Here is a 25,238-nt window from a genome sequence, read left to right as displayed (position 1 = left end):
GTCCCGTGCGCATCACCGGGGCCTATCCCCCGCCCCCGCCGCCGCCCTCCGGTCGGCCCGCCCCGGTCCCGCCCGGGGTGGAGCTGCCGGGCCCGGACCGGCCGCGGGTCACCCGCTACGACCGGTCCCGGGGGCGGTCCCCGCGCGCGGCCACCGGCCGGACCGCCGCCCCGCGCCCGGCGGCGCCCGCCCGGCACCGGTCCCAGGCGCCCCGGACACCCCGGCCGCACGCCGCCCGCGCCTGGGCCGCCACCTCGGGGCTGCTCGCGGCCGCGGGGGTGGCGTCGGTCGTCGTCCTCCCGGGGGACGGCTCGGCGCCGGTCCGGCTCGACGTGCCGGTCGTGGTGGTCGCCGCACCCGCCACCGTCCCGCCGGCCGCCGTCCCGCCCGCCCCGGGGCCGGTACCCGCGCCGGCGCCCCCGCTGCTGCTGCCCGCCGCCGACCCGGTCCGGGTGCGGGTCCCCGCGCTCGGCGCCACCTCCGAGGTGGTGCACCTGGGCCTGCGGGACGACGGGACGATGGAGGTGCCCTCCGGTGCCGAGGCGGTGGGCTGGTACGACCGCAGCCCCACCCCGGGCCAGCTCGGGCCGGCCGTGCTGGCCGGGCACGTCGACTGGGACGGCGAGGCCGGCGCCTTCGCCGGGCTGGACGAGCTGCTGCCCGGCGACCAGGTGGTCGTCGAGCGGGCCGACGGCGCCGTGGCCACGTTCGCCGTGGAGCGGGTCGAGGAGCACGACAAGGACGCCTTCCCGGCCGACGCGGTCTACGGCGACCTCGACCACGCCGGGCTGCGGCTGATCACCTGCGGTGGCGGGTTCGACGAGGACACCGGCGACTACGAGCTGAACGTCGTCGTCTTCGCCCGGCTGGTGGCCACCGCCTGACCGACCGTGGGTCCCGGTGACGCAGCGTCGCCCCGCGACCGGTCGGCGCCGGAGGGTGCTCGGCGGCCTGCGCCGCGTCCGAACGCGCCATCCCCGCCGCCGACCGGGGCAGCGGGGCAGCTGGGGACCCGGCCGGGCGAGGACGATCGGCGGTCGCGGCGACGCCGCCGGGGCGCCGCCAGGGAGGAGCACTGGCATGTACGCCAGGACCACCACCGTGCGCGGCGACCCGCGGGCCGTCGAGGAGGGCATCGCCCACGTGCGCGACACCGTCTGGCCGACGCTGCAGCGGATGAGCGGCTGCGTCGGGATGTCGATGCTCGCCGACCGGGACGCCGGGCGGTGCATCGTGACCGCCGCCTGGGCCACCGACGAGGCGATGCGCGCCGCCGCGGAGGACGTCAAGGACCTGCGGCGCGGAGCGGCCGAGGCCCTGCGCGCCGAGGCCGTCGACGTCGCCGAGTGGGAGATCGCGGTGCTGCACCGCGCCCACCACGCCGGCGACGGCGCCGCCGCCCGGGTGATCTGGACCGACGCCGCCCCCGAACGGATGGGCGACATCGTCGACGCCTTCCGGATGTCCCTGCTGCCGCGGATGGACGAGCTGCCGGGCTTCTGCAGCGTCAGCCTCCTGGTCGACCGGCAGATGGGCAAGGCCGTGACGGCGGTGACCTACGACGACCGCGACGCCCTGCAGCGGTCCCGCGACCCGGGCCGGGCGATGCGGGACGAGTTCACCCGGGCGATGGACTCCGAGATCACCGAGCTCGCCGAGTTCGACCTGGTGATCCACCACCTGCGGGTGCCCGAGATGGCGTGAGGCGCCACCCCGGCCGGCGCGCGCCCGGCGTGCCGGCCGGCCCGCCCGGTCACCCACCGACCCGTCCGGGTGACCGACCCCGGCCAGGGCGTGTGCCGGGGCCGCAGCCGGCCGCACTGTGGGACCCGTCACACGAGACGGGGGATCCGGTGGACTGGTGGATGTGGGCGTTGACGGTGTGGGCCCTGCTGGCGTCGCTCGCCGTGGTCGTGTTGAGCGCCAAGCTGTGGCGGTACGTCGAACTGCGTGAGCAGGAGGCGGTCGACCAGCCCGGCTGGCCCACCGGACTGCCCACCGGCTGAGCGGCGGTCCGGCCGGTCGGCGGCGCCTCGGCAAGCGCCGGCGCGACGACAGCCGACAGCGGAACAGGAGCGAGCGCGGATTTCTCACCCGCCACGTGGTACCGGTCGGGGTCCGGCCTGCCGAGAAGTCAGCCGTGACCACTCTCCGGTTGAACGAGGACGTCTCGGTCGAGGACCGGGCCGCCGAGTGCCTGATCGCCATCACGGCCATCTACGACGACGGCATGGCCCACGTGGCCTTCCTGTCCCAGGCCTGGTCGACGCCGCCGGTGCCGTCCGCGCCGACCCTGTTGGCCGCGGCGCTCGCCGAGCCGGTCGGCACCGCCGTGCCGGCTCCTGAGCCCGTGCTCGCCGTCGCGGCCGCCGAGCCGGTCGAGGTACCGGTCGACGAGCCCGCCGTCGCCGAGCCCGCCGTCGTCCTGCCGGACGACGAGCGGGCGATGCTGCCGACGGACGTCGTCGCCGAGGCCCCGACCGCCACCGAGCTGCCCGTCGCCACCTTCGAGGAGCCGGGCACCGAGCTGCTCCAGGTCGGCGACCGCGAGGTGCTCGACGAGGGCCGCGTGCTGGTCCTGGCCGACGCCGTCACCGCCGAGATCCCCGTCCAGAAGGCCGCCTGACCCCACCCGTCACCCCCCGGGGTGTCGGCTCGGCTGCCCGCCCGTCGCCCTGATGGGATGGTGGACCGAACCGGACGGCGCTCTGCCGGCCCGAGGTCAGGAGGACGTCGTGGAGCCGAAGGGCCGCACCTTCGGCGGTCGCTACGACCTGGTCTCCCTGATCGCCACCGGCGGCATGGGCCAGGTCTGGCGGGCCCGGGACACCCGGCTGCACCGCGACGTCGCGGTCAAGGTGCTGCGCAGCGAGTACACCGGGGACCCCGACTTCCTCGCCCGCTTCCGCGCCGAGGCCCAGCACACCGCCCAGCTGCACCACCCGAACATCGCCACGCTGTTCGACTACGGCGAGGTGCTGCCCGCCGAGTCCGACACCGGTGAGCACCTGGCCTACCTGGTGATGGAGCTGGTGGACGGCGAGACGCTGTCCGCCCTGCTCGGCCGCGAGCGCCGGCTGCGCCCCGAGCGCGCCCTGGACGTGCTGCAGCAGGCCGCCGCCGGGCTGGCCGCCGCGCACGCGATCGGCGTGGTGCACCGCGACATCAAGCCCGGCAACCTGCTGGTCGCCCGGGACGGCCGGGTGAAGATCACCGACTTCGGTGCCGCCTGGTCGGCGTCCAGCGTGCCGCTCACCCAGACCGGGCAGGTCATCGGGACGGCGCAGTACCTCTCCCCCGAGCAGGCGCAGGGCGTCCGCGCCAACGCGGCCAGCGACGTGTACTCCCTGGGCGTCGTCGCCTACGAGTGCCTGGCCGGCCGCCGGGCCTTCAGCGGCGACAACTCGGTGCAGATCGCGCTCAAGCAGATCAGCGAGTCCCCTGAACCGCTGCCCGACGACGTCCCCGCCGGCGTGCGGCAGCTGGTCGAGCGGGCCATGGCCAAGGACCCGGCACAGCGCTTCCCCGACGGCGCCGCCTTCCGCGCCGCGATCGAGGACACCCGCGCCGGCCGGCCGCCCGCCGCTCCGCCGGTGCCCCTCCCCGTGGCCGCGCCGCCCCCCGCGCCGCCCACCGTGCCGCCCACCGCGCCGCCCACCGTGCCGCCGGCAGCGGCGACTCGGGTGGCGGCGACCAGCGCGCTGCCCGCGGCCGCCCCGGCGATGCCGGCGACCGCGCTGCTGCCCGTGCAGCCGACCGACCGGCCGGCCGGGGGGCGGCCCGGCCCGCCGGTCGGCCCGCCGGACGACGAGGTCCCGGCCGAGGACCCCGGCGAGCGCTCCCGCCGCCGGCTGCTGCTGCCGCTGATCGCGGTGCTCGCGGTCGCGGCCATCGTCTTCGGGGTGGTGCGGACCTTCGGAGCCGCCGACCCCGCCTCCGACGCGACGGCCGTGACGACGACTGCGCCGACCACCGCGCCGACGACCACCGCCGTCCCGCGGGTGCTCGTCGTCGCCGGCAACTACGTCGGCCGGCCGGTGTCGGTGGTGCAGTCCGAGCTGTCGGTGTTCGGGCTGGCGGTCACGCTGCGCCCGCTGCAGACCGGCGACGTCCCGGACGGCCAGGTCATCGCCGTCGACCCGGTCGGGGAGCTGGCGCCGGGAAGCCCGATCACCGTCACGCACGCCGTCGCGCCGCCGCCCCCGCCACCGCCCCCCACGCCGGAGCCGACGCCCGAGCCGACCGCGGAGCCGACCGAGGAGCCCGAGCCGACCGAGGACCAGCAGACCGAGGAGGAGCGGAAGCAGGAGGAGAAGGAGAAGAAGAAGGAGGAGCAGCGGAAGCGCGACAAGGACGACGACTGACCGCGGCGCTGCTGGGCGGCTGAACGGAACGGGACCGGCTGGAGCTGCGGGCACCGCGCCGTCCGCGCAGACTCCTGGTGACCGTCGACGCGACGCCCCGGGGAGTCACCATGACCGCGCGCGAACCACAGGAGATGGCCCAGGTCGCCGTCCAGACCGGCGCGAAGAAGACCCACCGGAGCTGGGACCGGGTGCTGGTCAGCTCCTTCCTCGCCGGTGCCTACATCTCCTTCGGCGCCCTCGTCGCCATCACCGTCTCCTCCGGCCTGGAACCCGCCACCTGGGGCACGCTGCCCACGCTGTTCATGGGCGCGGCCTTCACCCTCGGCCTGGTGCTGGTGCTCATCGCCGGCTCGGACCTGGCCACCGGCAACATGATGCTGGTCCCGCTCGGCGCCATGCGCGGCAAGATCACGCTGGGCGACGTCGGCAAGAACCTCACCCTGGTGCTGATCGGCAACCTGCTGGGCGCGCTCTTCGTCGCCTTCTTCCTCGCCGTCCAGACCGGCGTCATCGGGCACGCCGGCGAGGTCGGCAGCCCCGGGTTGACGTTCGAGCGGTTGACCGCGATCGCCGGGGCCAAGGCCACGGGTGAGACCCACTGGCAGGTCTTCCTGCGCGGCGTCGGCTGCAACTGGCTGGTCTGCCTGGCGGTGTGGATGTCCCTGGCCTCCACGAGCGTCTCGGGCAAGATCCTGGCGATCTTCTTCCCGATCATGGCGTTCGTGGCGATGGGCTTCGACCACGTCGTGGCCAACATGTTCTTCCTGCCGGCGGCCATGTTCGCCGGCGTCCCGGACATCACCTGGGGCGACACCCTGCTGAACTGGCTCTTCGCCGGGCTGGGCAACCTGGTGGGCGCCGTCGTCTTCGTCGCGACGTCCTACTGGTACCTGTTCCTGAAGGACCAGCCGGACTCCGAGGCAGCGAAGCAGGCCGAGCCCGCCGAGCGCGCCTGACCGGGGTCAGCCGGCCTGCTGCGCCGTCGGGTCCGCCACCGGCCGGCTGGAGTTCCAGATGTCCACGTCGAACCGCCACGACCCGTCGTCCTGGCGGCGGTGCACCACGACGTACTTCCCGTGGTCGACCACCTCCCCGCCGACCTGCATGGTGTAGGTGCCCTCCTCGACCGCGACGTCGCCGTGCTCCTCGAACGACACGGTGTCCAGCGACCCGTCGGTCAGCCCGGAGTCCACGGCGCCCTGCCAGAACTGCTCGATCGCCGGACCGGTGAGGGTGTCCATGCCCGGCGGCATCAGGCGCGCACCGGGGCCGTAGACCGACGCCACCATCGCGGCGTCGCCCTTCTGCAACCCCTGCACGAACGTGGCGTTGAGGGCGTCGACGTCGCTGCGGCTCATCATGGCCTCCCCAGGCTGCGCGGATGGTCCAGCGTCGCGCCGCCGGACCGGCGCGGTCAAGCACTCCAGGGCCACCCGGGGTCCACGCAGCGTCGGCCGGCGTCCGGCTGCTCCGCCGGGTCACCACCCTGGTGCGGCGGGTCCGGACCCGCCGCCCGGCGAGGGCTTGCTGCCGGTCCTCCACAGCGCGCACAGTGGTCCGCACGGCGACGCCGCCGGGGGTGCCGCCCGCTGGGGGAGGAGCCGGCATGTACGCCAGGACCACCACCGTCCGGGGCGCTCCGCACGCGGTGGACGACGGCATCGCCCGGGTGCGCGACGACGTCTGGCCGGCGCTGCGGGACGCCCGGGGGTGCATCGGGCTGTCCATGCTCGCCGACCGGGACACCGGCCGGTGCATCGTCACCACCGCCTGGACCGGGGAGGAGGCGGGACACCGGGCGGACGACGACGGCGTCAGCGCGCTGCCCGACCGGGTCGCCGAGGTGCTCGGCGGCTCCCCCGACGTCTCCTGCTGGGAGATCGCCCGGGTGCACCGGACCCGGCCGACCGGGGACGGCGCCTGCGCGCGGGTCACCTGGGGCCTGACGTCGCCCGAGCACCTGGACCGCGACCTCGACGTCTTCACCTACAGCATGGTCCCGGAGCTGGAGGACGTGCCCGGCTTCTGCAGCGTCAGCCAGCTCGTCGACCGGGCCACCGGCCGGTCCGCCACCGCGGTGGGCTACAGCAGCCGCGCGGCCATGACCCGGTCGAGCCGGCAGGTCGCCGCCATGCGGCAGGAGTACGCGCACATGACCGGCGTGCAGGTCCTCGAGGTCGCCGAGTTCGACCTGGTGCTGGCCCACCTGCGGGTGCCCGAGATGGCCTGACCCCGGGCCCCGCCACCGACCGGGACGGCGGCACAGGCGCGCCCGACCCGCGACCCGCCGGAGGGGCCTGACCGACGACCGGACCGCCGACGGGCAAGCTGGGGCCGTGGGCTACTTCGGCACCTTCATCTTCCGCGACGGCCAGTGGCAGCAGCGCAGCAGCGGCGCGGGCCCCGAACTGGTGGTCGACGTGCACGACAGCGACATCGCCACCATCGACTACCGCCCCGCGCCGCCCGGGCTGGGCCGCTTCTACCTCGGGCACCAGCCGCGCGACTTCTTCGCCGACCCCGAGGCCAGCCAGCCGGTGGACGTGCCCGCGGAGGTCGACGCGTTCGTCGGCTGGGCGGCGCAGACGCTGGGGCGGGCCCCCGAGGCCGACGAGCTCCGGCCGCTGGTCGCCGAGGAGGGCGCCGGCGAGCCCGAGGACGAGGTCGTGGAGGACACCGTCGTCCGGCTGCTGGACCTGCTCGGCCTGCCCGTCCCGGAGGAGCTCGCCGAGGCCGGCTGACCGCCGGCCTCCCGCAGGACGAGGTCAGCCGGCGGGGCGGACCGGCACCCGGACCAGCCCGGCGGCCACCGCGAACGCCGCGGCGGCGGCCCGGTTGCCGACGCCCAGCTTTCCCAGCAGGTGCTCGACGTGCGTGGCCACCGTGCGCTCGGTGACCCCGAGCTGCCGGGCGGCCATCCGGTTGGTCGCCCCCTCCGCCACCACGCACAGCACCTCGAGCTCGCGCAGCGACAGTCCCGCCGGCGCGGGCACCGGCCGGTGCTCGACGACCACCCACCGTCCGGCCGGCCGGGCCTCCACGGCCAGCAGCTCGGTACCGCGCAGCACGAGCAGGTGCCGGCCCAGCCGGGACGGCCAGGACGACGGCGCCAGCAGCGCGGCCAGCGGCGAGCCGGTGGCCAGCAGCTCCGGGCGGGCCGCGGGGGTCAGCGCCCGGCACCGGCCGGTCCCCGGCGCCCACGCCAGCGCCTCGCCGTCCGCGCCGGGCGCCACCGCCGGCAACCCGCCCAGCGGGTCGAGCAGGCAGGCCAAGTCGGCCGACAGCAGCCGCAGCAGCGACACCGACTCGTCGTCCACCCCGTCCCGGACGGTGCTGGCGTGCAGCGACCCGACGTACCGGCCACCGGCGGACAGGCAGACCGTCACCCCGTCGGTGAACCGCAGCGGCAGGATGACCCGGTCGAACATCGGACCGCGCCGGTCGGCCGGGTGGATGTCGCACACCCGCAGCGGCCGGCCCCGGTCCCGGACGACGGGGAACAACGGGTCCTCGTGGAAGGCCGACTCCAGAGCGACCAGCGCCTCGTCGACGTAACCGGCGCTGGCCAGCGTCTCGTGGACCCCGCGCACCGGGTCCCAGCGCTCCACGGCCGCGGCGGCGCAGGGCAGCAGCGACTCCAGCGCGGCGAGCACCGTCTCCGCGCGGCCCGGCTCACCGGGGCCCTCACCCCGGGCCACCGACTCGGCGGCCTCCCGCAGCGACAACGCCACCGAGAGCCGCCCGGCCGTCCGCCCCGACGTCATGCCGGAGGATGTCACGGCATCGTCCCGGCGCAGGGACCTCCGGCGCGTCCGTAGTTCGACCGATGCGGCGCGTCCCGGCCGGCCGCAGGATGCCGGGGAGCGCGGGCGGCCGGCCCGCCGGGGACCGAGGAGCGCGCCGTGGACGTCGCCGAGTACACCGAGCACGACGCCGTCGGCCTGGCCGAGCTGGTCCGCGCCGGCACGGTCTCCGCCGCCGAGGTGCAGGAGGCCGCGCGGACGGCGGTGGCCGCGGTGGACGGCGAGCTCAACGCCCTCGTCGGCGAGCTGTTCGACCAGCCGCTCGGCTGCGACGCCGACGGCCCCTTCGCCGGGGTGCCCTTCGCGATCAAGGACCTCGTCCTGCACGCCGAGGGCGTGCCGCAGCGCGACGGCAGCCGGCTCCTCGGACCCGGCATCGCCTTCCCGTACGACACCGCGCTGATGACCCGCTTCCGCGCCGCCGGGCTCGCCGCCGTCGGCGTGACCGCGACGCCGGAGTTCGGGTTCAACGCCGCCACCGAGTCGGTGGCCAACGGCCCGACCCGCAGCCCGTGGGACACCTCCCGGTCCCCCGGCGGCTCCAGCGGCGGCTCGGCGGCGCTCGTCGCCGCCCGGGCCCTGCCGGTCGCCCACGCCAACGACGGCGGCGGCTCGATCCGCATCCCCGCCGCCGCCTGCGGGCTGGTCGGGCTCAAGCCCAGCCGCGGCCGGGTCAGCGTGGCCCCCGACTTCTCCGATCCGCTGCTCGGGCTCGGCGTCGAGTTCGCCGTCACCCGGACCGTCCGGGACTGCGCGGCCCTGCTCGACGCGGTACACGGGTCCGAGCCCGGTGACCGGTACCTGCTGCCCGGCCCGGCCACCAGCTACGCCGACGCGGCCCGCCCGCCGGCCGGCCCGCTGCGGATCGCCGTCACCACCACCGCGCCGAGCGGCGTGCCCGTCGACCCGGCCTGCGTCGCCGCGGTGCACGCGGTCGCCGGGGTGCTCACCGACGCCGGGCACACGGTCGAGGAGGCCGCGCCCGAGTACGACGTGGCCGCCTTCGACCAGGCCAACCTGGCCGCCTGGTGCAGCTTCCTGGCCGACGGGGCGTACGGGGCCGCCGCCGCGCTCGGCGTCGAGCTGTCCACCGAGGTGCTCGAGCACACCACGCTGGCCTGCGCGGAGTACGGCCGGACCCTGACGGCCCTGGACGTGTACGCCGCCGACCGCACCTTCAACGCGGTCACCCGGGCGGTGGCCGCCTTCCACGGCCGCTACGACGTCCTCCTCACCCCCACCACCGCGGCGCCCAACACCGCCATCGGGCACCTGGACGCCGACGACCCTTCCCTGGATGCCCGCGGCTGGTACGACCGGATCTTCGAGTTCGCGCCGTTCACCGCGCTGTCCAACGTCACCGGGGCGCCGGCGGTCAGCGTGCCCGGCCCGCCCAGCCCCGAGGGCTGGCCGGTGGGCGTGCAGCTCGTCGGCCGGTACGCCGGCGAGGAGACCCTGCTCGGGCTGGCCGCCCTGATCGAGGAGGCCCTGCCCTGGGCCGCCCGGCGCCCGGCGGTGCTCGCCCGCTGAGCGCAGCCGCTGCGCCGCCCTGCGCGCCCGGCACCGGTCGGGAAGGGTGGGCCGGGTGAGCAACGACAGCACTGGCAGCGGGTACGTCGAGCCCGGCCAGGACTTCCAGCGGGACCAGAACTACATCTCCGACCGGATCACCGCCGACGGGGCCGACGGCTGGCCGGTCGAGCCCGACCGCTACCGGCTGGTCGTCGCCCGGGCCTGCCCCTGGGCCAACCGGGCGGTGATCGTGCGTCGGCTGCTCGGCCTGGAGCCGGTCATCTCGCTGGGCATCTGCGGCCCCACGCACGACGAGCGCAGCTGGACCTTCGACGAGGACCCGGGCGGCCGCGACCCGGTGCTGGGCTACGAGCGCCTGCAGGAGGCCTTCCTCGCCCGCGACCCGGAGTACTCCCGGGGCATCACGGTGCCGGCGATGGTCGACGTCCCCACCAGGTCGGTGGTCACCAACGACTTCAAGCAGATGACCCTGGACTTCTCCACCGAGTGGACGGCCCACCACCGCGAGGGCGCGCCGGACCTGTGGCCCGAGGCGCTCCGCGACGAGATGACCGGGGTCATGGAGCGGGTGTTCACCGAGGTGAACAACGGCGTCTACCGGTGCGGGTTCGCCGGCTCGCAACGCGCCTACGACCGCGCCTACGACCGGCTGTTCACCGCGCTGGACTGGCTGGAGGAGCGGCTGGAGCACCAGCGCTTCCTGATGGGCGGCACGATCACCGAGGCCGACGTCCGGCTGTTCACCACGCTGGCGCGCTTCGACGCCGTCTACCACGGCCACTTCAAGTGCAACCGGCAGAAGCTGGCGGAGTTCCCGGCGCTGTGGGCCTACGCCCGCGACCTGTTCCAGACCCCGGGGTTCGGCGACACCACCGACTTCCCCTCGATCAAGCAGCACTACTACGTGGTGCACGCCGACATCAACCCGACGCAGATCGTGCCGCTGGGCCCGGACACCTCCCACTGGCTGATGCCGCACAACCGCGAGCAGCTCGGCGACCGCCCCTTCGGCGACGGGACCCCGCCCGGGCCGGTGGCCGCCGGGGAGGAGGTCCCGGCCGACCACGGTCCCGGCGGGATCGGCCGGCTGGCCGACCGGTGAGCGTGGGTCGCGCCGACGTCCGGACGGCGGCCCGGCGGATCGCGCCGTACGTGCGCCGCACCCCGGTGGTGGTGCTCGACGGCGCCCGGGTGGGGCTGCCGCACGACGTCGTCCTCAAGCTGGAGAGCATGCAGCACTCCGGGTCGTTCAAGGTGCGAGGCGCCTTCAACACGCTGCTGTCCGCGCCGGTCCCCGCGGCCGGGGTGATCGCCGCCTCCGGTGGCAACCACGGCGCGGCGGTGGCCTACGCGGCCTCGGCGCTGGGCCACCGGGCGGAGGTCTTCGTGCCGGCCGCCGCCCCGGCGGCCAAGCTGGAGCGGATCCGCCGGTACGGCGCCCAGGTGACCGCCGTCGGCGCCGACTACGCCGAGGCCTTCGCGGCCAGCGTCGAGCAGGGCGAGGCCACCGGGGCGCTGCGGGTGCACGCCTACGACCAGCCCGAGGTGGTCGCGGGGCAGGGCACCGCCGCCGTGGAGCTCGGCCAGCAGCGGCCCGACCTGGACGTGCTGCTGGTCGCCGTCGGCGGCGGCGGGCTGATCGCCGGGTGCGCGGCCTGGTACACCGACAGCCTGACCGTCGTGGCGGTGGAGCCGGTGGCCGCGCCCACGCTGCACGCGGCCCGGCAGGCCGGGGAACCGGTCGACGTCGAGGTGGGCGGCCTGGCCGCGGACGCCCTCGGCGCCCGGCGGCTGGGCTCCATCGCCGCCGAGGTGGCCGGCCGGCACGTCGACGAGGCGGTGCTCGTCCCGGACGAGGCGATCCGCGAGGCCCAGCGGGTGCTCTGGGAGGAGCTGCGGGTGCTCGCCGAACCCGGCGGGGCCACCGCGCTGGCCGCCCTGCTGTGCGGCGCCTACGTCGCGCCGGCCGGGTCGGCGGTGGGGGCGCTGGTCTGCGGCGCCAACCTGGACCCGGCGTCCTGGTCGGTGCTGCCCGAGACGGGGGTCTGACCCCGGTGGGCGGCGAGCCCCGCCCGGGCAGTGTCGTGCTGCGCGGGCACGTGGTGCCGGTGGCCGGCGAGCCGCTGCGCGACGGCACGGTGGTCGTCGAGGACGGCCGGATCAGCTACGTCGGCCCCACCGCGCGGGCGCCCCGGGTCGACCCCGCCGTGCCGGAGGTGGACGTCGGCGACGGCACGGTGCTGCCGGGGATGGTGGACGCGCACGTGCACCTGGTCGCCGACGGCTCCCCCGACTTCATGGGGTCGGTCGTCCGGTCCGACCCGGAGCAGCTCGCCGCGGTCGCCCGGGCCAACAGCCGGCGCACCCTGCGGGCCGGGACGGTCGCCGTCCGCGACCTCGGCGCCCCGGGCGGCATCGCGATCGACGTCGGCCGGGAGACCGCCGCGGGCCGGCTGGCCGGCCCGGAGGTGGCCGCCGCCGGGCGGGCGATCACCGCACCCGGCGGCCACATCCCCTACCTGGGCGTCGAGGTGCGGGGCGAGGCGGCGATGGCCGACACCGCCCGCGCCGAGCTGGCCCGCGGCGCCGACGGGATCAAGCTGGTCGCCACCGGCGGCGTCCTCACCCCTGCCGTCGCCATCGGCGACGCCCCCTACGAGGAGTCCGAGCTGGCCGCGGCGGCCGCGGTCGCCCGGGCCGCCGGCCGGTGGGTCGCCGCGCACGCCATCGGCGCCGAGGGCACCAAGCGCGCGCTGCGGGCCGGCGCCACCACGATCGAGCACGGAGTCCACCTCGACGACGAGGCGGTCGCGCTGATGGCCTCGACCGGGGCGGTGCTGGTGACCACCCGGATCGCGGTGGTGCGGATGCTCGCGCACGCCGACGCCATCGAGGCGGCGGTGGTCGCGAAGGCCGAGGAGATCCAGCACGACAACATCGAGTCGCTGCGGCGGGCGGCCCGGGCCGGCATCCCGATCGCCGGCGCCAGCGACGCCGGCACCCCGTTCAACCCGCACGGCGGGGTCGCCGAGGAGGCGGTCCTGCTGGTCCGGGACATCGGACTGTCCACCGTCGACGCGGTGCGCGCGGTCACCGCCACCGCGGCCCGGTGCCTGCTGCGCGACGACCTCGGGCACCTCTCCCCCGGCGCCGCCGGGCACCTGGTGGTCACCGCCGGAGACCCGCTGGACGACGTCCGCGCGCTCCTCGACGTCCGGTCGGTGGTGCTCGCCGGCCGGGTCGTCCCCCTGACCGACCCGCCCGCACCAGCTCCCAGGAGGAACCCGTGAGCGCCGTCCACGTCGACCAGCAGCTGCTGGACACCTACGTCACCGAGCTCGGCGCCATCGGCGAGACCCCGGACGGCATGTACCGGTTCATGTACGACGACGCCTGGCAGCGCGCCCGCGACGCCCTGCTGGGCTGGATCACCGACGCCGGCCTGGAGGCCCGGGTGGACGCGGTCGGCAACGTGTTCGGCCGGCTGCCCGGGCGCGGGGACGGCGTGATCCTGACCGGCTCGCACGTGGACACCGTGCCATCGGGCGGCAAGTACGACGGCGCCCTCGGCGTGGTCGGCGGGCTGGCCGCCCTGGCGGCGCTGCGCGAGCTGGGCACGCCGGAGACCACCCTCGAGGTGGTCTCGCTGTGCGAGGAGGAGAGCAGCCGCTTCCCGGCCAACTTCTTCGGCACCCGGGCGATGCTCGGGCTGGTCGGCGCCGACGAGCCCGAGCGCCTGCTGGACCGGGAGGGGACGACGCTGGCGGAGGCCATGCGCGCGGCCGGCCTGGACCCCGGCGCGGTCGCCGACGCCGAGCGGCACGACCTGCGGACCTTCCTCGAGCTGCACATCGAGCAGGGCCGGGTGCTGACCGACGACGGCGTGGACGTGGGCCTGGTCGAGGTCATCCCCGGGATCACCTGGGAGACGATCACCGTCCTCGGCCGGCAGGACCACGCCGGCGCGACCCCGATGGACCTGCGCAAGGACGCCCTGCAGGCGGCGGCGCAGATGGCCCGGGAGATCACCACGGCGGTGGAGCGCGAGGGGCGGCCGGCAGTGGTCACCACCGGCCGGTGGACCGTCGAGCCCGGGCAGCCCAGCGTGATCCCGGGCCTGGCCCGGTTCTCCCTGGACCTGCGGCACCCCGACGCCGCCGTCCGGGACCGGCTGCTCGACGAGGTGCACCGGATCTGCGCCACGGTCGCCGAGCGGCACGGCGTCGAGGTGGACGTCGTCCGGGACAAGGACGAGGAGCCGGCGACGATGGACGAGAGCCTGCTCGAGGTCCTGCGTGGGTCCGCCGAGGCGTGCGGCGCGAGCTGGCGGCGGATGCCCAGCGGCGCGGGGCACGACAGCCAGCTGATGGCCTCGCGGGTGCCGACGGCGATGGTCTTCGTGCCCAGCGTGGAGGGCCGCTCGCACACCCCGGCCGAGTACACCTCGCCGGAGGACTGTGCCCGCGGCGCCTCGGTGCTGGCCACCGCCCTGCACCACCTCGCCTTCTGAGGAAGGACCTCACGCCCCCCACCGAAGGGCCATTGCAGTGGGACGCGGGGGGCCCGTCGGCCCTCCTGCAGGGGCCCGCCGCGAGCTTGCGAGTGGTGGGGGGCAGGAGGGTCCTTCTTCAGGCGGCCTTGGGGACGGCGGCGCCGGTGCCGGTCAGGTCGTCGCGGTGCACCACGCCGTCCTTGACCACCAGCACGACCCGGCCGGTGGCGGTGACGTCCTGCACCGGGTCGCCGTCCACCAGCACCAGGTCGGCGAGCTTGCCGACCTCCAGGGTGCCGATGTCGTGCGCCATGCCCAGGTTCTCGGCCGCGCCCCGGGTGGCCGCGACGAGCGTCTGCATCGGCGTCAGCCCGTTGTCCACCATCAGCGCCAGCTCGCGGGCCAGGTCGCCGTGCCGGTTGAACGGCGTCCCGGCGTCGGTGCCCGCGGCGATCCGCATGCCCGAGCTGACCGCCGCGGCGAAGCTCTGCCGCTGCTGGGCCGCCTCCGCCTCGGCCTTCTCGACCACCCAGGCCGGGATCCCGGCGGCCTGGCCGTTCCGCACGATGCCGTCGACGGCGAGGATCGTGGGGACGAGGAACGTGCCCTGGTCGACGGCGAGCTCCAGCAGCTCGTCGTCGAGGTAGAAGCCGTGCTCGATGGAGTCGATGCCGGACACCAGCGCGTTGTGGATGCCGGCCCGCCCGATGGCGTGGGTGGTGACCCGGCGGCCGGAGTTGTGCGCCTCCTGCGCCACCACCGCGAGCTCCTCGGGCAGCAGCGCGGTCTGGGTGGGCGAGACGCCGGGGGTGAGCACCCCGCCGGTGGCCATCACCTTGATCACCGCGGCGCCGGACTTGATCTCCGCGCGGGTGGCCCGGCGGACCTCGTCGGGGCCGTCGGCCTCCCGGCCGATGAAGTGCCCGTGCCCGCCGGTCATGGTGATCACCCGGCCGGCGGCCTGCACCCGCGGCCCGGGGGCCAGCCCCTGCGCGATGGCCTTGGCCAGCTCGACGACCACGTCGTCGGCGGCCCCGCAGTCGCGCACCGTGGTCACTCCGGACTGCAGGGTCTCCACCGCGCTCCGCGCCGCCCGCAGCGTGGCCAGCGGGACGGTGTCCCCGGCGGCCTGGGCGAAGAGGTCCGGCGCACCGTCGGCGGTCAGGTGCACGTGGCAGTTGATCAGCCCGGGCAGCACCGTCCGGCCGCCGCCGTCCACGACGTTCTCCGGCGCGGTGCCCGGCGCCGAGCCCGTCGGCCCGATCCAGGCGATCCGGCGGCCCTCGACCACCAGGGACTGGCCGGGCACGGGCGCGGCGCCGGTGCCGTCGACGACGGTGACGTCGCGGAGCAGGAAGCTGGTGGTCATCGGGCCTCTCCATCGGGGGTGTCGGACGGATCGAGGCGCCCGTAGAGCGCCAGGTCGACGTTGCCGCCGCTGGCGACGGACACGACGCGGGTGCCCGGGGCCAGGTCGAGGGCACCGGTCATCAGTGCGGCCAGCGGCGCGGCGGCCGAGGGCTCCAGGACCAGCTTGGTCCGGGACACCGCCAGCGGCAGCGCCCGCAGGATGTCCGCGTCGCTGACCCGGACCACCCGCTCGACGTGTGCCCGCACGTGGTCCACGGTGACCTGGCCGCTCATCGGCGCGGCCAGGCCGTCGGCCACGCTGCGCGCCCCCGGGAGCCGGACCGGCCCGCCGGCGGCCAGGCTGCGGGACATCACGTCGGCGCCCTCCGGCTCCACGCCGATCACCCGGGTGCCCGGGGACAGGGCGGCCAGCGCCGCGGCGATCCCGGAGATCAGCCCGCCGCCGCCGACCGGGACCAGGACCACCTCGGCGTCGGGCACGTCCTCGGCGATCTCCAGCCCGACGGTGCCGGTGCCGGCGACCACCGCGGGGTCGTCGAAGGGGTGCACCGGCACCCGGCCGGTCTCGGCCACGGTGGCCAGGTAGGTGTCCACCAGGTCGCCCTCGGTGAGCACCACGTCGGCGCCGTACGCGCGGCAGGCGGCCACCTTGGCCGGGACCGCCGTCGCCGGCATCACCACGGTCCCGGGGACGCCGACGCTGGCGGCCGCGTAGGCGACCGCCGCGCCGGCGTTCCCGGCGGACAGGGTGATCACGCCCCGCGCCCGCTCGTCGGCCGGCAGCGAGAGCACCTTGTTCAGCGCCCCCCGGGCCTTGAAGCTCCCGGTCCGCTGGAACACCTCGGCCTTGAGGTCCAGCCGGACGCCCCAGAGCTCGCCGAGGGTGGTGGAGCGCAGCACCGGGGTGCGGTGCACCCGCCCGGCGAGCCGGTCGGCCGCCGTCCGTACGTCGTCGAGGGTGACCAGCCCCGTCACCCGGCCGGCCCGTCGACGGTCCGCATCCGCGGGTCCAGGGCGTCCCGCAGGCCGTCGCCGAGCAGGTTGAAGGCGAGGATGGCCAGGAAGATCGCGATGCCGGGGAAGGTGGTGAGGTGCGGGGCGCTGAAGATGAACTGCCGCCCCTCGCCCAGCATCGTGCCCCACTCCGCGGTGGGTGACTGCACCCCGAGCCCGAGGAAGCCGAGGCCGGCGGCGAGCAGGATGCTGACCCCGATGCTGAGCGTGCCGTGCACCAGCACCGGGGTCAGGGAGTTGCGGAACACGTGCCGGGTGATGATCCGCAGGTTGCTCGCGCCCAGCGCCCGCGCCGCCTCGACGTAGGGCTCCTCCCGCAGGCTGAGCACCGAGGAGCGCACCAGCCGGATGATCACCGGGACGACGCTGATCCCGACCGCGATGATCACGTTCTGCAGGCTCACCCCGAGCACCGCGACCAGGGTGAGGGCCAGCAGGATGGACGTGAAGGCGAACATCATGTCCGCGAACCGGGAGATGGCCAGGTCCGCCCACCCGCCGTAGTAGCCGGCGATCATGCCCAGCGGCACGCCGATGACCAGGCCGATGCTCACGGCGAGCACGCCGATCAGCAGCGAGATGCGGGCGCCGTACATCAGCCGGGTGGCGATGTCGCGGCCCAGCTGGTCGGTGCCCAGCCAGTGGTCCGCCGAGGGACCCTTGATGGCCGCGGCGATGTCCTGGGCGTTGGGGTCGTACGGCGAGATCACCGGCGCGGCGACCGCCAGCACGACGAACGTCAGGATGATCCCCAGGCCGATCAGCGCCGGGGGGTGGTGGCGGAAGCGCCGCCATGCCCTCATCGGTTGCCCCTCTCCCGGCTCAGTACCGGATCCGCGGGTCGACGACGACGTAGAGGACGTCGACGATCACGTTCAGCAGGATGAAGGCGGCGGCGTAGACCAGCACGATGCCCTGGACGACGGCGAAGTCGCGTGCGCCGATGGAGTCGACCAGCAGCCGCCCGATGCCGGGCCAGCCGAAGACCGTCTCGGTGAGCACCGCGCCGCCCAGCAGGGCCCCGAACTGCAGGCTGATGACGGTCAGGATCGGGATGAAGGCGTTCCGCAGACCGTGCCGGATGATCACCGTCTTCGGCGGCGCGCCCTTGGCCTCGGCGGTGCGGATGTAGTCCTGCCCCATCACCTCGAGCATGCTGGCCCGGGTCATCCGGGAGATCAGCGCGGTGGAGAACGCCGCCAGCGTCACCGCCGGCAGCACGATGCTCAGCGGCTCCCCGCTCCCGGCCGCCGGGAGCCAGCCCAGCGTCACGGCGAACAGCAGGATGAGCAGCAGGCCCAGCCAGTAGACCGGCATGGACACGCCCATCATCGCCACGCTGGAGATGACGTGGTCGACGATCGAGTTGCGCCGCACCGCGGCCACCACGCCGGCGGTGATCCCGACGATCGAGCCGACGATGGTGGCGACCACCGCCAGGATCACCGTGGCGGGCAGCCGGACGGCGATCTCCGAGGTCACCGGCCGCGAGGTGCGGGCCGACTGCCCGAGGTCGCCCTGCAGGACCCCGGTGATGAACTGCCAGTACTGGGCGAGCAGCGAGTCGTCCAGCCCGAGCTCCTCCCGCAGCCGGGCCACCTGCTCCTCGCTGGCGTTTAGGCCGGCGAGCACCCGGGCCGGGTCACCGGGCAGCACCCGGAGCATCAGGAAGATCAGCACCGACACCCCGAAGAGGGTGATCAGCGACAACAGCAGGGTGCGCACGATGTGCGCGGCGGTGCCCTTCACGAGCGGCCTCCCTTGCCCGCGGTGGACCGGGGGCCGCCCCTGCCCGGGGGCAGGGGCGGCCGGACGGTGGTGGTCAGCTGGCCGGCCGTGCGTAGATCGCGTCGAACTTCTCGGTCGGCGTGGAGCCGATGCCGGTCACGTCGACGGAGTGCACGATCGGGAACGACTGGGTCCACAGGAAGATCCACGGCGCGTCGTCCCAGATGATCTCCGAGGCGTCGCAGTAGAGCTGCTCACGGGTGTCGGCGTCGATCTCCACGTCGGCCTGGGCGAGCAGCTCCTCGACCTGCGGGTTGGTGTAGAACGACGTCGCCAGGCCCGCCGGCGGGTGGGTCGCCTGCCGGAACATCTGCATCTGGAAGTCCGCGTCCAGGAACGGCGGGGCCCAGCCCAGCAGGTGCATGTCCACCGTCTGCTCCGAGTGCGGCGCGTTGACCCGGGCGAGGAACGACGGGAAGTCGCTGGTGGTGACGTTCACCGTCAGACCCACCTCCCGCAGGTACCCGGCGATGGCCTCGGCGGCCTGGGCGTCCTGCACGTAGCGGCCGCTGGGGGTCAGCAGGTCCAGCGTCGCCCCGGCCGCACCGGACTGCTCCAGCAGCTCGCGCGCCCGGTCCGGGTCGTAGTCGTAGGAGCCGGTCTCGCAGTAGCCGAACAGGCTGGGCGCCATCGGGGCGTTCATCACCTCGGCGGCACCGAAGAGCACGTTGTCGACGATGGCCTGCTTGTCGACGGCGTAGTTCAACGCCTGGCGGGCCTCCTTGGTGCTCAGCAGCGGGTCCTGGAAGTCCAGCGAGATGAAGATCGAGCGGTCGCTCTCGGCGAGCAGCACCTCGACGTCGTCGTTGTTCTGCAGGGCCTCGATGTCCGACACCGGCGGCAGGATGATCATGTCCACCTGGCCGGCGAGCAGCAGGCTCTCCCGGGTGGCCGCCTCGGGCACGATCCGGAAGTTGACCGTGTCGTAGGTGGGCTCCTCGCCCCAGTAGTCGGCGTACTTCTCGACCGTCACGGTCTCACCGGCGGTGTACTCACCGAAGGTGTAGGGCCCGGTGCCGACCGGGTTCTGGTAGTTGTCGTTGGTGTTGCCCTCGGCGGTGACCGACTGCGGGGAGATCATCGCCGCCGTCGTCACCGACAGCGCGCTGAGGAAGCCCGGCGACGGGCGGGACAGCGCGATCTCCACGGTGGACTCGTCGACCGCGGTGACCGACTCGATGACCTTGAACGGCGAGCCGAGCGGGACCGTCAGGTTCGGGTCGATGATCCGCTCGAGGTTGAACTTGACCGCCTCGGCGTCGAACGGCGCCCCGTCGTGGAAGGTCACGCCCTCCACGAGCTGGAGGGTGACCGTACGGCCGTCCTCGGAGGTCTCGAAGGACTCGGCGAGCTTGCCGACGAGCTCCCCCTCCTCGTCGAACACGACCAGCGTCTCGACGACGTAGTCGACGATGTTCTGCACCGTGGTGGTGGTCTGGCCGGCCGGGTCGAAGGTGTCCGGGTCGATGCCGACGGCGATGGAGAAGGTGCCGCCGCCCTCACCCCCGCCGCCGCCCCCGTCCGCGGGCGCCTCCGGGTCGCTCACGGTGCAGGCGGACAGCAGCAGGCCCAGCGCCGCGGCGGCGGCGAGGGACCTGAGCCCGGGGGTGCGGCGTCGTGGTGGTGTCGTGTTCATGGCTCCCGCTCTGACGAGGTGGCACGCGGCTGGACGGATCCGGACAGGAGGAACGACGTCGTCGGGGACGACGGGTCTGGGGAGGGGCGGCGTCGCCGCGGTCACGTCGGGATCACCGGCCGGACCTCGGCGAAGTGGCAGGCGCTGGGGTGGCCGTGCCCGAAACGGTCGACCAGCGCCGGCTCCTCCTCGGCGCAGATCGGCTGCGCCTTGGGGCACCGGGTGCGGAAGTTGCAGCCCGTGGGCGGGTTGGCCGGGCTGGGCACGTCGCCGGTGAGGATGATCCGTTCCCGGGTGCCCCGCTTGGTCGGGTCCGGGATCGGCACCGCGGACAGCAGCGCCTGGGTGTAGGGGTGGGTGGGCCGCTCGTAGATGTCGGCCCGGTCCCCGATCTCCACGATCTTCCCCAGGTACATGACCGCCACCCGGGCGGAGATGTGCCGGACGACGGAGAGGTCGTGGGCGATGAACACGAACGCCAGACCTAGCCGCGCCTGCAGCTCCTGCAGCAGGTTGACCACCTGCGCCTGGATGGACACGTCCAGGGCGGACACCGGCTCGTCGAGCACCAGCACCTGGGGGTCCAGCGCCAGCGCCCGGGCGATGCCGATCCGCTGGCGCTGCCCGCCGGAGAACTCGTGCGGGTACCGGTTGGCCTGCTCGACGCTGAGCCCGACCGAGGCCAGCAGCTCGTCGACCCGGGCGCGCAGCTCGCTGCCCGAGGCCAGGCCGTGGATCTGCAGCGCCTCCCCGACGATCGCCCGCACGGTCATCCGCGGGTTCAGCGAGGTGTAGGGGTCCTGGAAGACGAACTGCATCTCCCGGCGGATCGCCTTCATCTTCCGGCGGTCGAAGCCGGTGATGTCGGTGCCCTTGAACAGCACCCGCCCCGAGGTCGGCTCCAGCAGCTTGACCAGCGTGCGGCCGGTGGTGGTCTTGCCGCAGCCGGACTCCCCCACCAGCCCGAGGGTCTCCCCGGCGTTCAGCGTGAAGCTGACGCCGTCCACCGCGTAGACCGTCCCGACCTGGCGCCGGGTCACCCCGCCGCGGATCGGGAAGTGGGTCTTGAGGTCCTCGACCCGCAGGATCTCCTCGCCGTGCCCGGCCCGGTCGTGCAGGTCCGGCCGGACGGCGGTGGTCGTGTCGCCGGCGGTCGTGTGGGCGGTGCTCATGAGCCGCTGCTCCCCAGGTCGGCACCCATCTCACGGGACACCACGGCCATCTCGGCGGGGACCTCCTCGGAGAAGTGGCAGGCCGAGCGCTGCCCGCCGCCGACCTCGTAGAGCGGGGGCACCTCGGTGCGGCAGACCTCCCGGCCCCGGGACACCCGGCACCGCGGGTGGAACGAGCAGCCGGGTGGCAGGTCGATCAGGCTCGGCGGGGTGCCGGGGATCGGGTCCAGCCGCTCCAGCTCGACGTCGAGCCGGGGCAGGCTGCTCATCAGGCCGAGCGTGTAGGGGTGCCGCGGCGCGGCGAAGATCGACTGGACGTCGGCGACCTCGACGACCTTGCCGCCGTACATCACCACCACGCGGTCGGCGTGCTCGGCGATGACGCCCAGGTCGTGGGTGATCAGGATGGTGGCCGCGTTCGTCCGCTGCTGCGCGGTCCGCAGCACTTCCAGGACCTGGGCCTGGATGGTCACGTCCAGCGCGGTCGTCGGCTCGTCGGCGATCAGCACCGTGGGCTCGTTGGCCATCGCCATGGCGATCATGGCGCGCTGGCGCATGCCGCCGGAGTGCTCGTGCGGGTACTGGTCGAACCGGCCGGCGGGGTTGGGGACGCCGACCAGCGTGAGCAGCTCGACGGCCCGGGCCTTCGCCTGCTCCCGGCTCATCCCGCGGTCGTGCAGCCGCAGCGCCTCGGAGATCTGCTGGCCCACGGTGAGCACCGGGTTCAGGCTGGTCATCGGGTCCTGGAAGATCATCCCGATCCGGCTGCCGCGCAACTGCCGCAGCTCCTTGTCGGGCATGGTCAGCAGGTCCCGGCCGTCGAAGATGATCTCCCCCGCGACGATGCGTCCCGGCGGGCTCTGCACCAGCCCGAGGATCGACATGGCGGTGACGCTCTTGCCGGAGCCGGACTCACCGACCACCCCGAGCGTCTCGCCGGGGTACAGGTCCCAGCTGACGTCGTTGACGGCCTTGACCACTCCGGCCGGGGTGACGAATTCCGTCGTCAGTCCCCGGATGGAGAGAACGGGACTGCTCACGAACAGCGCCTCCTCGACCGATCCGTGGCTGAAACCTAGGCCCTCATGACGTCCGCCGGGTGACGTCCCCATAACGTCGGTGCGTCCTGACCGTCCGTGACCGGCGTCACACCCCATCGTGCAGCACCCGCGGTCATCTCGGCACCGGTTCCCGCCAGACGTCCATCGCCACGGTGCCGGTGGCCCGGCCGTCGGGGTCCAGCAGGCGGCCCATCCGCTTCACGGTGCGCAGCACGACCAGCCGGTCGACGACGTCGGCCTGCGGGACCTGGTGCACCAGGTCCTGCTCGAAGCGGTGCACCTCCTCCAGCGAGGACAGCCAGGCGATCACCAGCAGGCTCGGCGTGCCGGCGAGGGTGGCCGACAGCCGGACCTGCCGGAGCCGGCCCAGCCGCGCGGCCACGTCGTCCAGCCGCCCGGCCGGCGCGTCGGCCGAGAGCACCACCATCACCGGCAGCCCGGCCAGCGGGGCGGCCACGTCGGTGCGCAGCAGGACCGCACCGGAGCTGACCAGGCGGTCCACGCGGCGCCGGGCGGTCGGCTGGCTGATGCCGGTGGCCTGGGCCAGCGTGGCGAACGAGGCGCGGCCGTCCTCGCCCAGTGCCGACATCAGCTCCCGGTCCACGTCGTCCAGCACGGCCGGGCGGATCGCCGGCATCGCGCCGGACGCACCGGCCGGGGGCAGCACACCCAGCCGCCAGGTGCTGCCCTCGGCGTAGAGCCGGGTGGCGATCCGGGCCCGGGTGGCGGTCACGCCGGGCACCCGGTCCAGCCGCTCGAGCAGGTAGCGCCCCAGCGTGGGCAGGTCGACCGCCGCCACGGTCAGCAGCAGGTCCCGGCCGCCCGCGGTGATGTCCACCGACAGCGCGTGCGCGTCGGCTGCCAGCTGCTGCGCCACCCGGGTCTTCAGGCTCGGCAGGCAGGTGACCTCGACGTAGGCCAGCACCTGGGCATGGTGCGACCCCGGGCCCGGCGTGCCGGTGACCCAGGCGGCGCCGGAGGAGCGCAGCCGCTCCCACCGCCGCGACGCGGTGACCGCGTTGGTGCCGACGAGGTCGGCCACGGTGGTCCAGGGAGCCCGGGGGTCGCGCTGCAGCGCCTCGACCAGAGCGAGGTCGTCTTCGTCCAGCGCAACCGATCCGGTCATTGACGCACCCTCCCATGACCGATGCGTGCAAATCACCGCCGAGTCGATGGCGGACTCCTACGGTCGCGGCAGTCGAACCAGGAGGAGGGCACGTGATCCGGTCAGAGGCACTGCGCGAGGACGCCCGGGCCATGCAGGGCGAGCTGGTGGAGCTGCGGCACCGGCTGCACCGCCGTCCGGAGGTGGGGCTGCAGCTCCCCTGGACGCAGGAGACGGTGCTGACCGCGCTGGACGGCCTGGGCCTGGAGGTGTCGACCGGCACGACCACCACGTCGGTGACGGCGGTGCTGCGCGGCGGCCGGCCCGGCCCGGCGGTGCTGCTGCGCGGCGACATGGACGCGCTGCCGGTGCAGGAGGAGACCGGGCTGGACTTCGCCAGCGAGGTCGAGGGCGCGATGCACGCCTGCGGCCACGACCTGCACACCGCGATGCTGGTGGGAGCGGCCCGGCTGCTGCACGCGCACCGCGAGGGCCTGGCCGGGGACGTCGTCCTAATGTTCCAGCCCGGCGAGGAGGGCTGGGACGGCGCCGGCCACATGCTGCGGGAGGGCGTCCTGGACGCGGCGGGCTCGCGGGTGTCGTCGGCGTACGGCATGCACGTCATGTCCGCGATGAACCCCCGGGGTCAGTTCACCACCCGGCCCGGCACGCTCATGGCGGCCAGCGACGAGCTGCGGGTGACCGTGCGCGGCGAGGGCGGCCACGGCTCGGCGCCGCACCTGGCCAAGGACCCGGTGACCGTCGCCGCCCAGCTGGTCGGGGACCTGCAGACGATGGTCACCCGCACCTTCGACGTCTTCGACCCGGTGATCGTCACCGTGGGCCTGTTCCAGGCCGGGACCAAGCGCAACATCATCCCGGACGAGGCGACCTTCCAGGCGACGGTCCGGACCTTCTCCGCCGGGGCCCGGGAGCGGATGCGCCAGGCGTCGGTCCGGCTGTGCGAGTCGGTGGCCGCCGGCTACGGCTTGGAGGCCGACGCGCAGTACCTCGAGGAGTACCCGGTGACGGTCAACGACCCCGCCCACGCCGCGTTCGCGGCCGAGGTGGCGACGGAGGTGTTCGGCGAGGAGCGCTACGCCCCGAAGGTGTACCCGCAGTCGGGCTCCGAGGACTTCTCCCGGGTGCTCGAGGAGGTCCCCGGCTGCTACCTGTTCCTCGGCGCCGCGGTCGGCGAGGACTTCGCCGGCGCACCCAACAACCACAGCCCGCGGGCGCAGTTCAGCGACGACGTGCTGTCCGACGGCGTGCTGCTGCACGCCGAGCTGGCCGCCCGGGCGCTGGAGCGGGACGCGGCCGGCTGACCTCCCGGTCCCGGACCGTCCGGACCCGGGGCGGTCCGGACCCGGGGTGGTCCGGCCTGGGGGCTGTCCGGCCCGGCGCCGGGCTGGTCGGCCCGGCGGCGGGCTGGTTTGGTGGTGGGGGACGCCCGGGGCGGCAGGCCCCGGGCAGGACGGAGGCAGCGCAGTGGTGCACAGACTCGTCGTCGAGTACGGCCAGCCGACCGACCCGGCAGCGTTCGACCGGCACTACCGGGAGGTCCACGTCGGCCTGGCCCGGGCCATCCCCGGCGTCCAGCGGTTCACCCTCGGGCACGCCGCGCCGCTGGACCCGAGCGCGACGGCGCCCTACCTGGTGGCGTCCCTGGAGTTCGAGTCGGCCGAGGCGATGGGCGCGGGGCTGACCTCGGACGCCGGCGCGGCCGCGGCGGCCGACGTGGGCACCTTCGCGACCGGCGGGGCGACCATCTTCAGCCACGACGTCGAGGACGTCACGGCCGGCTGATCCGGCGCGCCCGGGGGCAGGGACCGACCGTCCCTGCCCGCGGGCCGGCGCACGACGGAGCAGACTCCGGGGCACGGCCGAGCCAGGGCC

The 25,238-nt window shown here is 74.9% G+C and carries 25 protein-coding genes; 15 read left to right on the top strand and 10 right to left on the bottom strand.

All coding sequences use genetic code 11. From position 1 onward, the window contains the following. Positions 1 to 5: 5 nt before the first annotated feature. From ACWIX6_RS07180 to ACWIX6_RS07155, 6 genes are all read left to right on the top strand, one after another. Positions 6 to 884: a class F sortase gene (locus tag ACWIX6_RS07180; RefSeq protein ID WP_448616154.1), complete on the top strand. Its 879-nt coding sequence runs from the start codon at positions 6 to 8 to the stop codon at positions 882 to 884. Between the two features lie 196 nt (positions 885 to 1,080). Beyond that, on the top strand, positions 1,081 to 1,704 hold the full coding sequence (locus ACWIX6_RS07175) for an antibiotic biosynthesis monooxygenase (RefSeq protein ID WP_448616153.1): 624 nt from the start codon (positions 1,081 to 1,083) through the stop codon (positions 1,702 to 1,704). Positions 1,705 to 1,865: 161 nt separating this feature from the next. Next, positions 1,866 to 2,006 (top strand): hypothetical protein, encoded by a 141-nt coding sequence (locus tag ACWIX6_RS07170; protein ID WP_448616152.1) that lies wholly within the window; start codon positions 1,866 to 1,868, stop codon positions 2,004 to 2,006. 134 nt (positions 2,007 to 2,140) lie between these two features. Beyond that, on the top strand, positions 2,141 to 2,626 hold the full coding sequence (locus ACWIX6_RS07165; protein WP_448616151.1) for a hypothetical protein: 486 nt from the start codon (positions 2,141 to 2,143) through the stop codon (positions 2,624 to 2,626). 109 nt (positions 2,627 to 2,735) lie between these two features. Next, the gene (locus tag ACWIX6_RS07160) at positions 2,736 to 4,364 is read left to right on the top strand and encodes a serine/threonine protein kinase (protein ID WP_448616150.1); all 1,629 of its coding nucleotides are present in this window, start codon (positions 2,736 to 2,738) and stop codon (positions 4,362 to 4,364) included. A gap of 110 nt (positions 4,365 to 4,474) precedes the next feature. Then, entirely contained in the window at positions 4,475 to 5,323 is an 849-nt protein-coding gene (locus ACWIX6_RS07155; RefSeq protein ID WP_448616149.1) for a formate/nitrite transporter family protein, read from the top strand. A gap of 6 nt (positions 5,324 to 5,329) precedes the next feature. Here the strand turns inward: ACWIX6_RS07155 and ACWIX6_RS07150 are convergent, their stop codons facing one another. Then, a complete protein-coding gene (locus tag ACWIX6_RS07150) occupies positions 5,330 to 5,725 on the bottom strand; it encodes a YybH family protein (protein WP_448616148.1) in 396 nt (131 codons plus the stop codon). A 248-nt stretch (positions 5,726 to 5,973) separates the two neighbouring features. Here ACWIX6_RS07150 and ACWIX6_RS07145 point away from each other — a divergent pair, with 248 nt between their 5' ends. Both ACWIX6_RS07145 and ACWIX6_RS07140 read left to right on the top strand, forming a co-directional pair. Beyond that, the gene (locus tag ACWIX6_RS07145; protein ID WP_448616147.1) at positions 5,974 to 6,597 is read left to right on the top strand and encodes a hypothetical protein; all 624 of its coding nucleotides are present in this window, start codon (positions 5,974 to 5,976) and stop codon (positions 6,595 to 6,597) included. 106 nt (positions 6,598 to 6,703) lie between these two features. After that, on the top strand, positions 6,704 to 7,108 hold the full coding sequence (locus tag ACWIX6_RS07140) for a hypothetical protein (protein ID WP_448616146.1): 405 nt from the start codon (positions 6,704 to 6,706) through the stop codon (positions 7,106 to 7,108). Positions 7,109 to 7,132: 24 nt separating this feature from the next. Here ACWIX6_RS07140 and ACWIX6_RS07135 read toward each other — a convergent pair whose 3' ends face one another. Continuing rightward, positions 7,133 to 8,146, bottom strand: coding sequence for a helix-turn-helix transcriptional regulator (locus ACWIX6_RS07135; protein WP_448616145.1), 1,014 nt, complete (start codon positions 8,144 to 8,146; stop codon positions 7,133 to 7,135). A 123-nt stretch (positions 8,147 to 8,269) separates the two neighbouring features. Here ACWIX6_RS07135 and ACWIX6_RS07130 point away from each other — a divergent pair, with 123 nt between their 5' ends. From ACWIX6_RS07130 to ACWIX6_RS07110, 5 genes are read left to right on the top strand one after another with little or no spacing between them, the layout of a single operon-like run. Beyond that, positions 8,270 to 9,700 carry an amidase gene (locus ACWIX6_RS07130; RefSeq protein ID WP_448616144.1) on the top strand — a complete coding sequence of 477 codons (1,431 nt, stop codon included), beginning with the start codon at positions 8,270 to 8,272 and terminating at the stop codon, positions 9,698 to 9,700. A 55-nt stretch (positions 9,701 to 9,755) separates the two neighbouring features. Next, entirely contained in the window at positions 9,756 to 10,805 is a 1,050-nt protein-coding gene (locus ACWIX6_RS07125) for a glutathione S-transferase family protein (protein ID WP_448616143.1), read from the top strand. Further along, positions 10,802 to 11,752: a threonine/serine dehydratase gene (locus tag ACWIX6_RS07120; protein WP_448616142.1), complete on the top strand. Its 951-nt coding sequence runs from the start codon at positions 10,802 to 10,804 to the stop codon at positions 11,750 to 11,752. The genes ACWIX6_RS07125 and ACWIX6_RS07120 overlap by 4 nt, the downstream gene beginning before the upstream one ends. 5 nt (positions 11,753 to 11,757) lie before the next feature. Continuing rightward, the gene (locus ACWIX6_RS07115) at positions 11,758 to 12,993 is read left to right on the top strand and encodes an amidohydrolase family protein (protein ID WP_448616141.1); all 1,236 of its coding nucleotides are present in this window, start codon (positions 11,758 to 11,760) and stop codon (positions 12,991 to 12,993) included. Beyond that, positions 12,990 to 14,213: a M20 family metallo-hydrolase gene (locus ACWIX6_RS07110; RefSeq protein ID WP_448616140.1), complete on the top strand. Its 1,224-nt coding sequence runs from the start codon at positions 12,990 to 12,992 to the stop codon at positions 14,211 to 14,213. The genes ACWIX6_RS07115 and ACWIX6_RS07110 overlap by 4 nt, the downstream gene beginning before the upstream one ends. A gap of 118 nt (positions 14,214 to 14,331) precedes the next feature. On the opposite strand, the gene ACWIX6_RS07105 is transcribed toward ACWIX6_RS07110, so the two are convergent. From ACWIX6_RS07105 to ACWIX6_RS07070, 8 genes are all read right to left on the bottom strand, one after another. Then, positions 14,332 to 15,564 carry an amidohydrolase family protein gene (locus tag ACWIX6_RS07105; protein WP_448616139.1) on the bottom strand — a complete coding sequence of 411 codons (1,233 nt, stop codon included), beginning with the start codon at positions 15,562 to 15,564 and terminating at the stop codon, positions 14,332 to 14,334. Next, a complete protein-coding gene (locus tag ACWIX6_RS07100) occupies positions 15,561 to 16,541 on the bottom strand; it encodes a threonine/serine dehydratase (protein ID WP_448616138.1) in 981 nt (326 codons plus the stop codon). Before ACWIX6_RS07100 ends, ACWIX6_RS07105 begins: the two co-directional genes overlap by 4 nt. Further along, a complete protein-coding gene (locus ACWIX6_RS07095) occupies positions 16,538 to 17,383 on the bottom strand; it encodes an ABC transporter permease (RefSeq protein WP_448616137.1) in 846 nt (281 codons plus the stop codon). Before ACWIX6_RS07095 ends, ACWIX6_RS07100 begins: the two co-directional genes overlap by 4 nt. A 19-nt stretch (positions 17,384 to 17,402) precedes the next feature. Next, complete coding sequence (locus tag ACWIX6_RS07090) at positions 17,403 to 18,329, bottom strand: ABC transporter permease (RefSeq protein ID WP_448616136.1); 927 nt, start codon at positions 18,327 to 18,329, stop codon at positions 17,403 to 17,405. 73 nt (positions 18,330 to 18,402) lie between these two features. Further along, positions 18,403 to 20,004 (bottom strand): ABC transporter substrate-binding protein, encoded by a 1,602-nt coding sequence (locus ACWIX6_RS07085; protein WP_448616135.1) that lies wholly within the window; start codon positions 20,002 to 20,004, stop codon positions 18,403 to 18,405. Between the two features lie 101 nt (positions 20,005 to 20,105). Then, on the bottom strand, positions 20,106 to 21,176 hold the full coding sequence (locus ACWIX6_RS07080) for an ABC transporter ATP-binding protein (protein WP_448616134.1): 1,071 nt from the start codon (positions 21,174 to 21,176) through the stop codon (positions 20,106 to 20,108). Then, positions 21,173 to 22,216 carry an ABC transporter ATP-binding protein gene (locus ACWIX6_RS07075; protein ID WP_448616133.1) on the bottom strand — a complete coding sequence of 348 codons (1,044 nt, stop codon included), beginning with the start codon at positions 22,214 to 22,216 and terminating at the stop codon, positions 21,173 to 21,175. Before ACWIX6_RS07075 ends, ACWIX6_RS07080 begins: the two co-directional genes overlap by 4 nt. Positions 22,217 to 22,349: 133 nt before the next feature. Then, positions 22,350 to 23,363, bottom strand: a complete 1,014-nt coding sequence (locus tag ACWIX6_RS07070) for an Lrp/AsnC family transcriptional regulator (RefSeq protein ID WP_448616132.1) — start codon at positions 23,361 to 23,363, stop codon at positions 22,350 to 22,352. A 92-nt stretch (positions 23,364 to 23,455) separates the two neighbouring features. Here ACWIX6_RS07070 and ACWIX6_RS07065 point away from each other — a divergent pair, with 92 nt between their 5' ends. Next, on the top strand, positions 23,456 to 24,667 hold the full coding sequence (locus tag ACWIX6_RS07065; RefSeq protein ID WP_448616131.1) for a M20 metallopeptidase family protein: 1,212 nt from the start codon (positions 23,456 to 23,458) through the stop codon (positions 24,665 to 24,667). 163 nt (positions 24,668 to 24,830) lie between these two features. Next, positions 24,831 to 25,148, top strand: coding sequence for an EthD family reductase (locus ACWIX6_RS07060; RefSeq protein ID WP_448616130.1), 318 nt, complete (start codon positions 24,831 to 24,833; stop codon positions 25,146 to 25,148). The last annotated feature ends 90 nt before the right edge of the window (positions 25,149 to 25,238 follow it).

It is taken from the genome of Modestobacter sp. URMC 112 (genome assembly GCF_053502575.1).
This window is presented reverse-complemented; position numbering and strand designations above follow the sequence as displayed.

Coding starts and splice junctions, on each gene's coding strand:
- ACWIX6_RS07175 (WP_448616153.1), top strand. CDS start 1,081: ATGTACGCCAGGACCACCACCGTGCGCGGCGACCCGCGGGCCGTCGAG.
- ACWIX6_RS07170 (WP_448616152.1), top strand. CDS start 1,866: ATGTGGGCGTTGACGGTGTGGGCCCTGCTGGCGTCGCTCGCCGTGGTC.
- ACWIX6_RS07155 (WP_448616149.1), top strand. CDS start 4,475: ATGACCGCGCGCGAACCACAGGAGATGGCCCAGGTCGCCGTCCAGACC.
- ACWIX6_RS07150 (WP_448616148.1), bottom strand. CDS start 5,725: ATGAGCCGCAGCGACGTCGACGCCCTCAACGCCACGTTCGTGCAGGGG.
- ACWIX6_RS07145 (WP_448616147.1), top strand. CDS start 5,974: ATGTACGCCAGGACCACCACCGTCCGGGGCGCTCCGCACGCGGTGGAC.
- ACWIX6_RS07105 (WP_448616139.1), bottom strand. CDS start 15,564: ATGACCACCAGCTTCCTGCTCCGCGACGTCACCGTCGTCGACGGCACC.
- ACWIX6_RS07095 (WP_448616137.1), bottom strand. CDS start 17,383: ATGAGGGCATGGCGGCGCTTCCGCCACCACCCCCCGGCGCTGATCGGC.
- ACWIX6_RS07085 (WP_448616135.1), bottom strand. CDS start 20,004: ATGAACACGACACCACCACGACGCCGCACCCCCGGGCTCAGGTCCCTC.
- ACWIX6_RS07080 (WP_448616134.1), bottom strand. CDS start 21,176: ATGAGCACCGCCCACACGACCGCCGGCGACACGACCACCGCCGTCCGG.
- ACWIX6_RS07070 (WP_448616132.1), bottom strand. CDS start 23,363: ATGACCGGATCGGTTGCGCTGGACGAAGACGACCTCGCTCTGGTCGAG.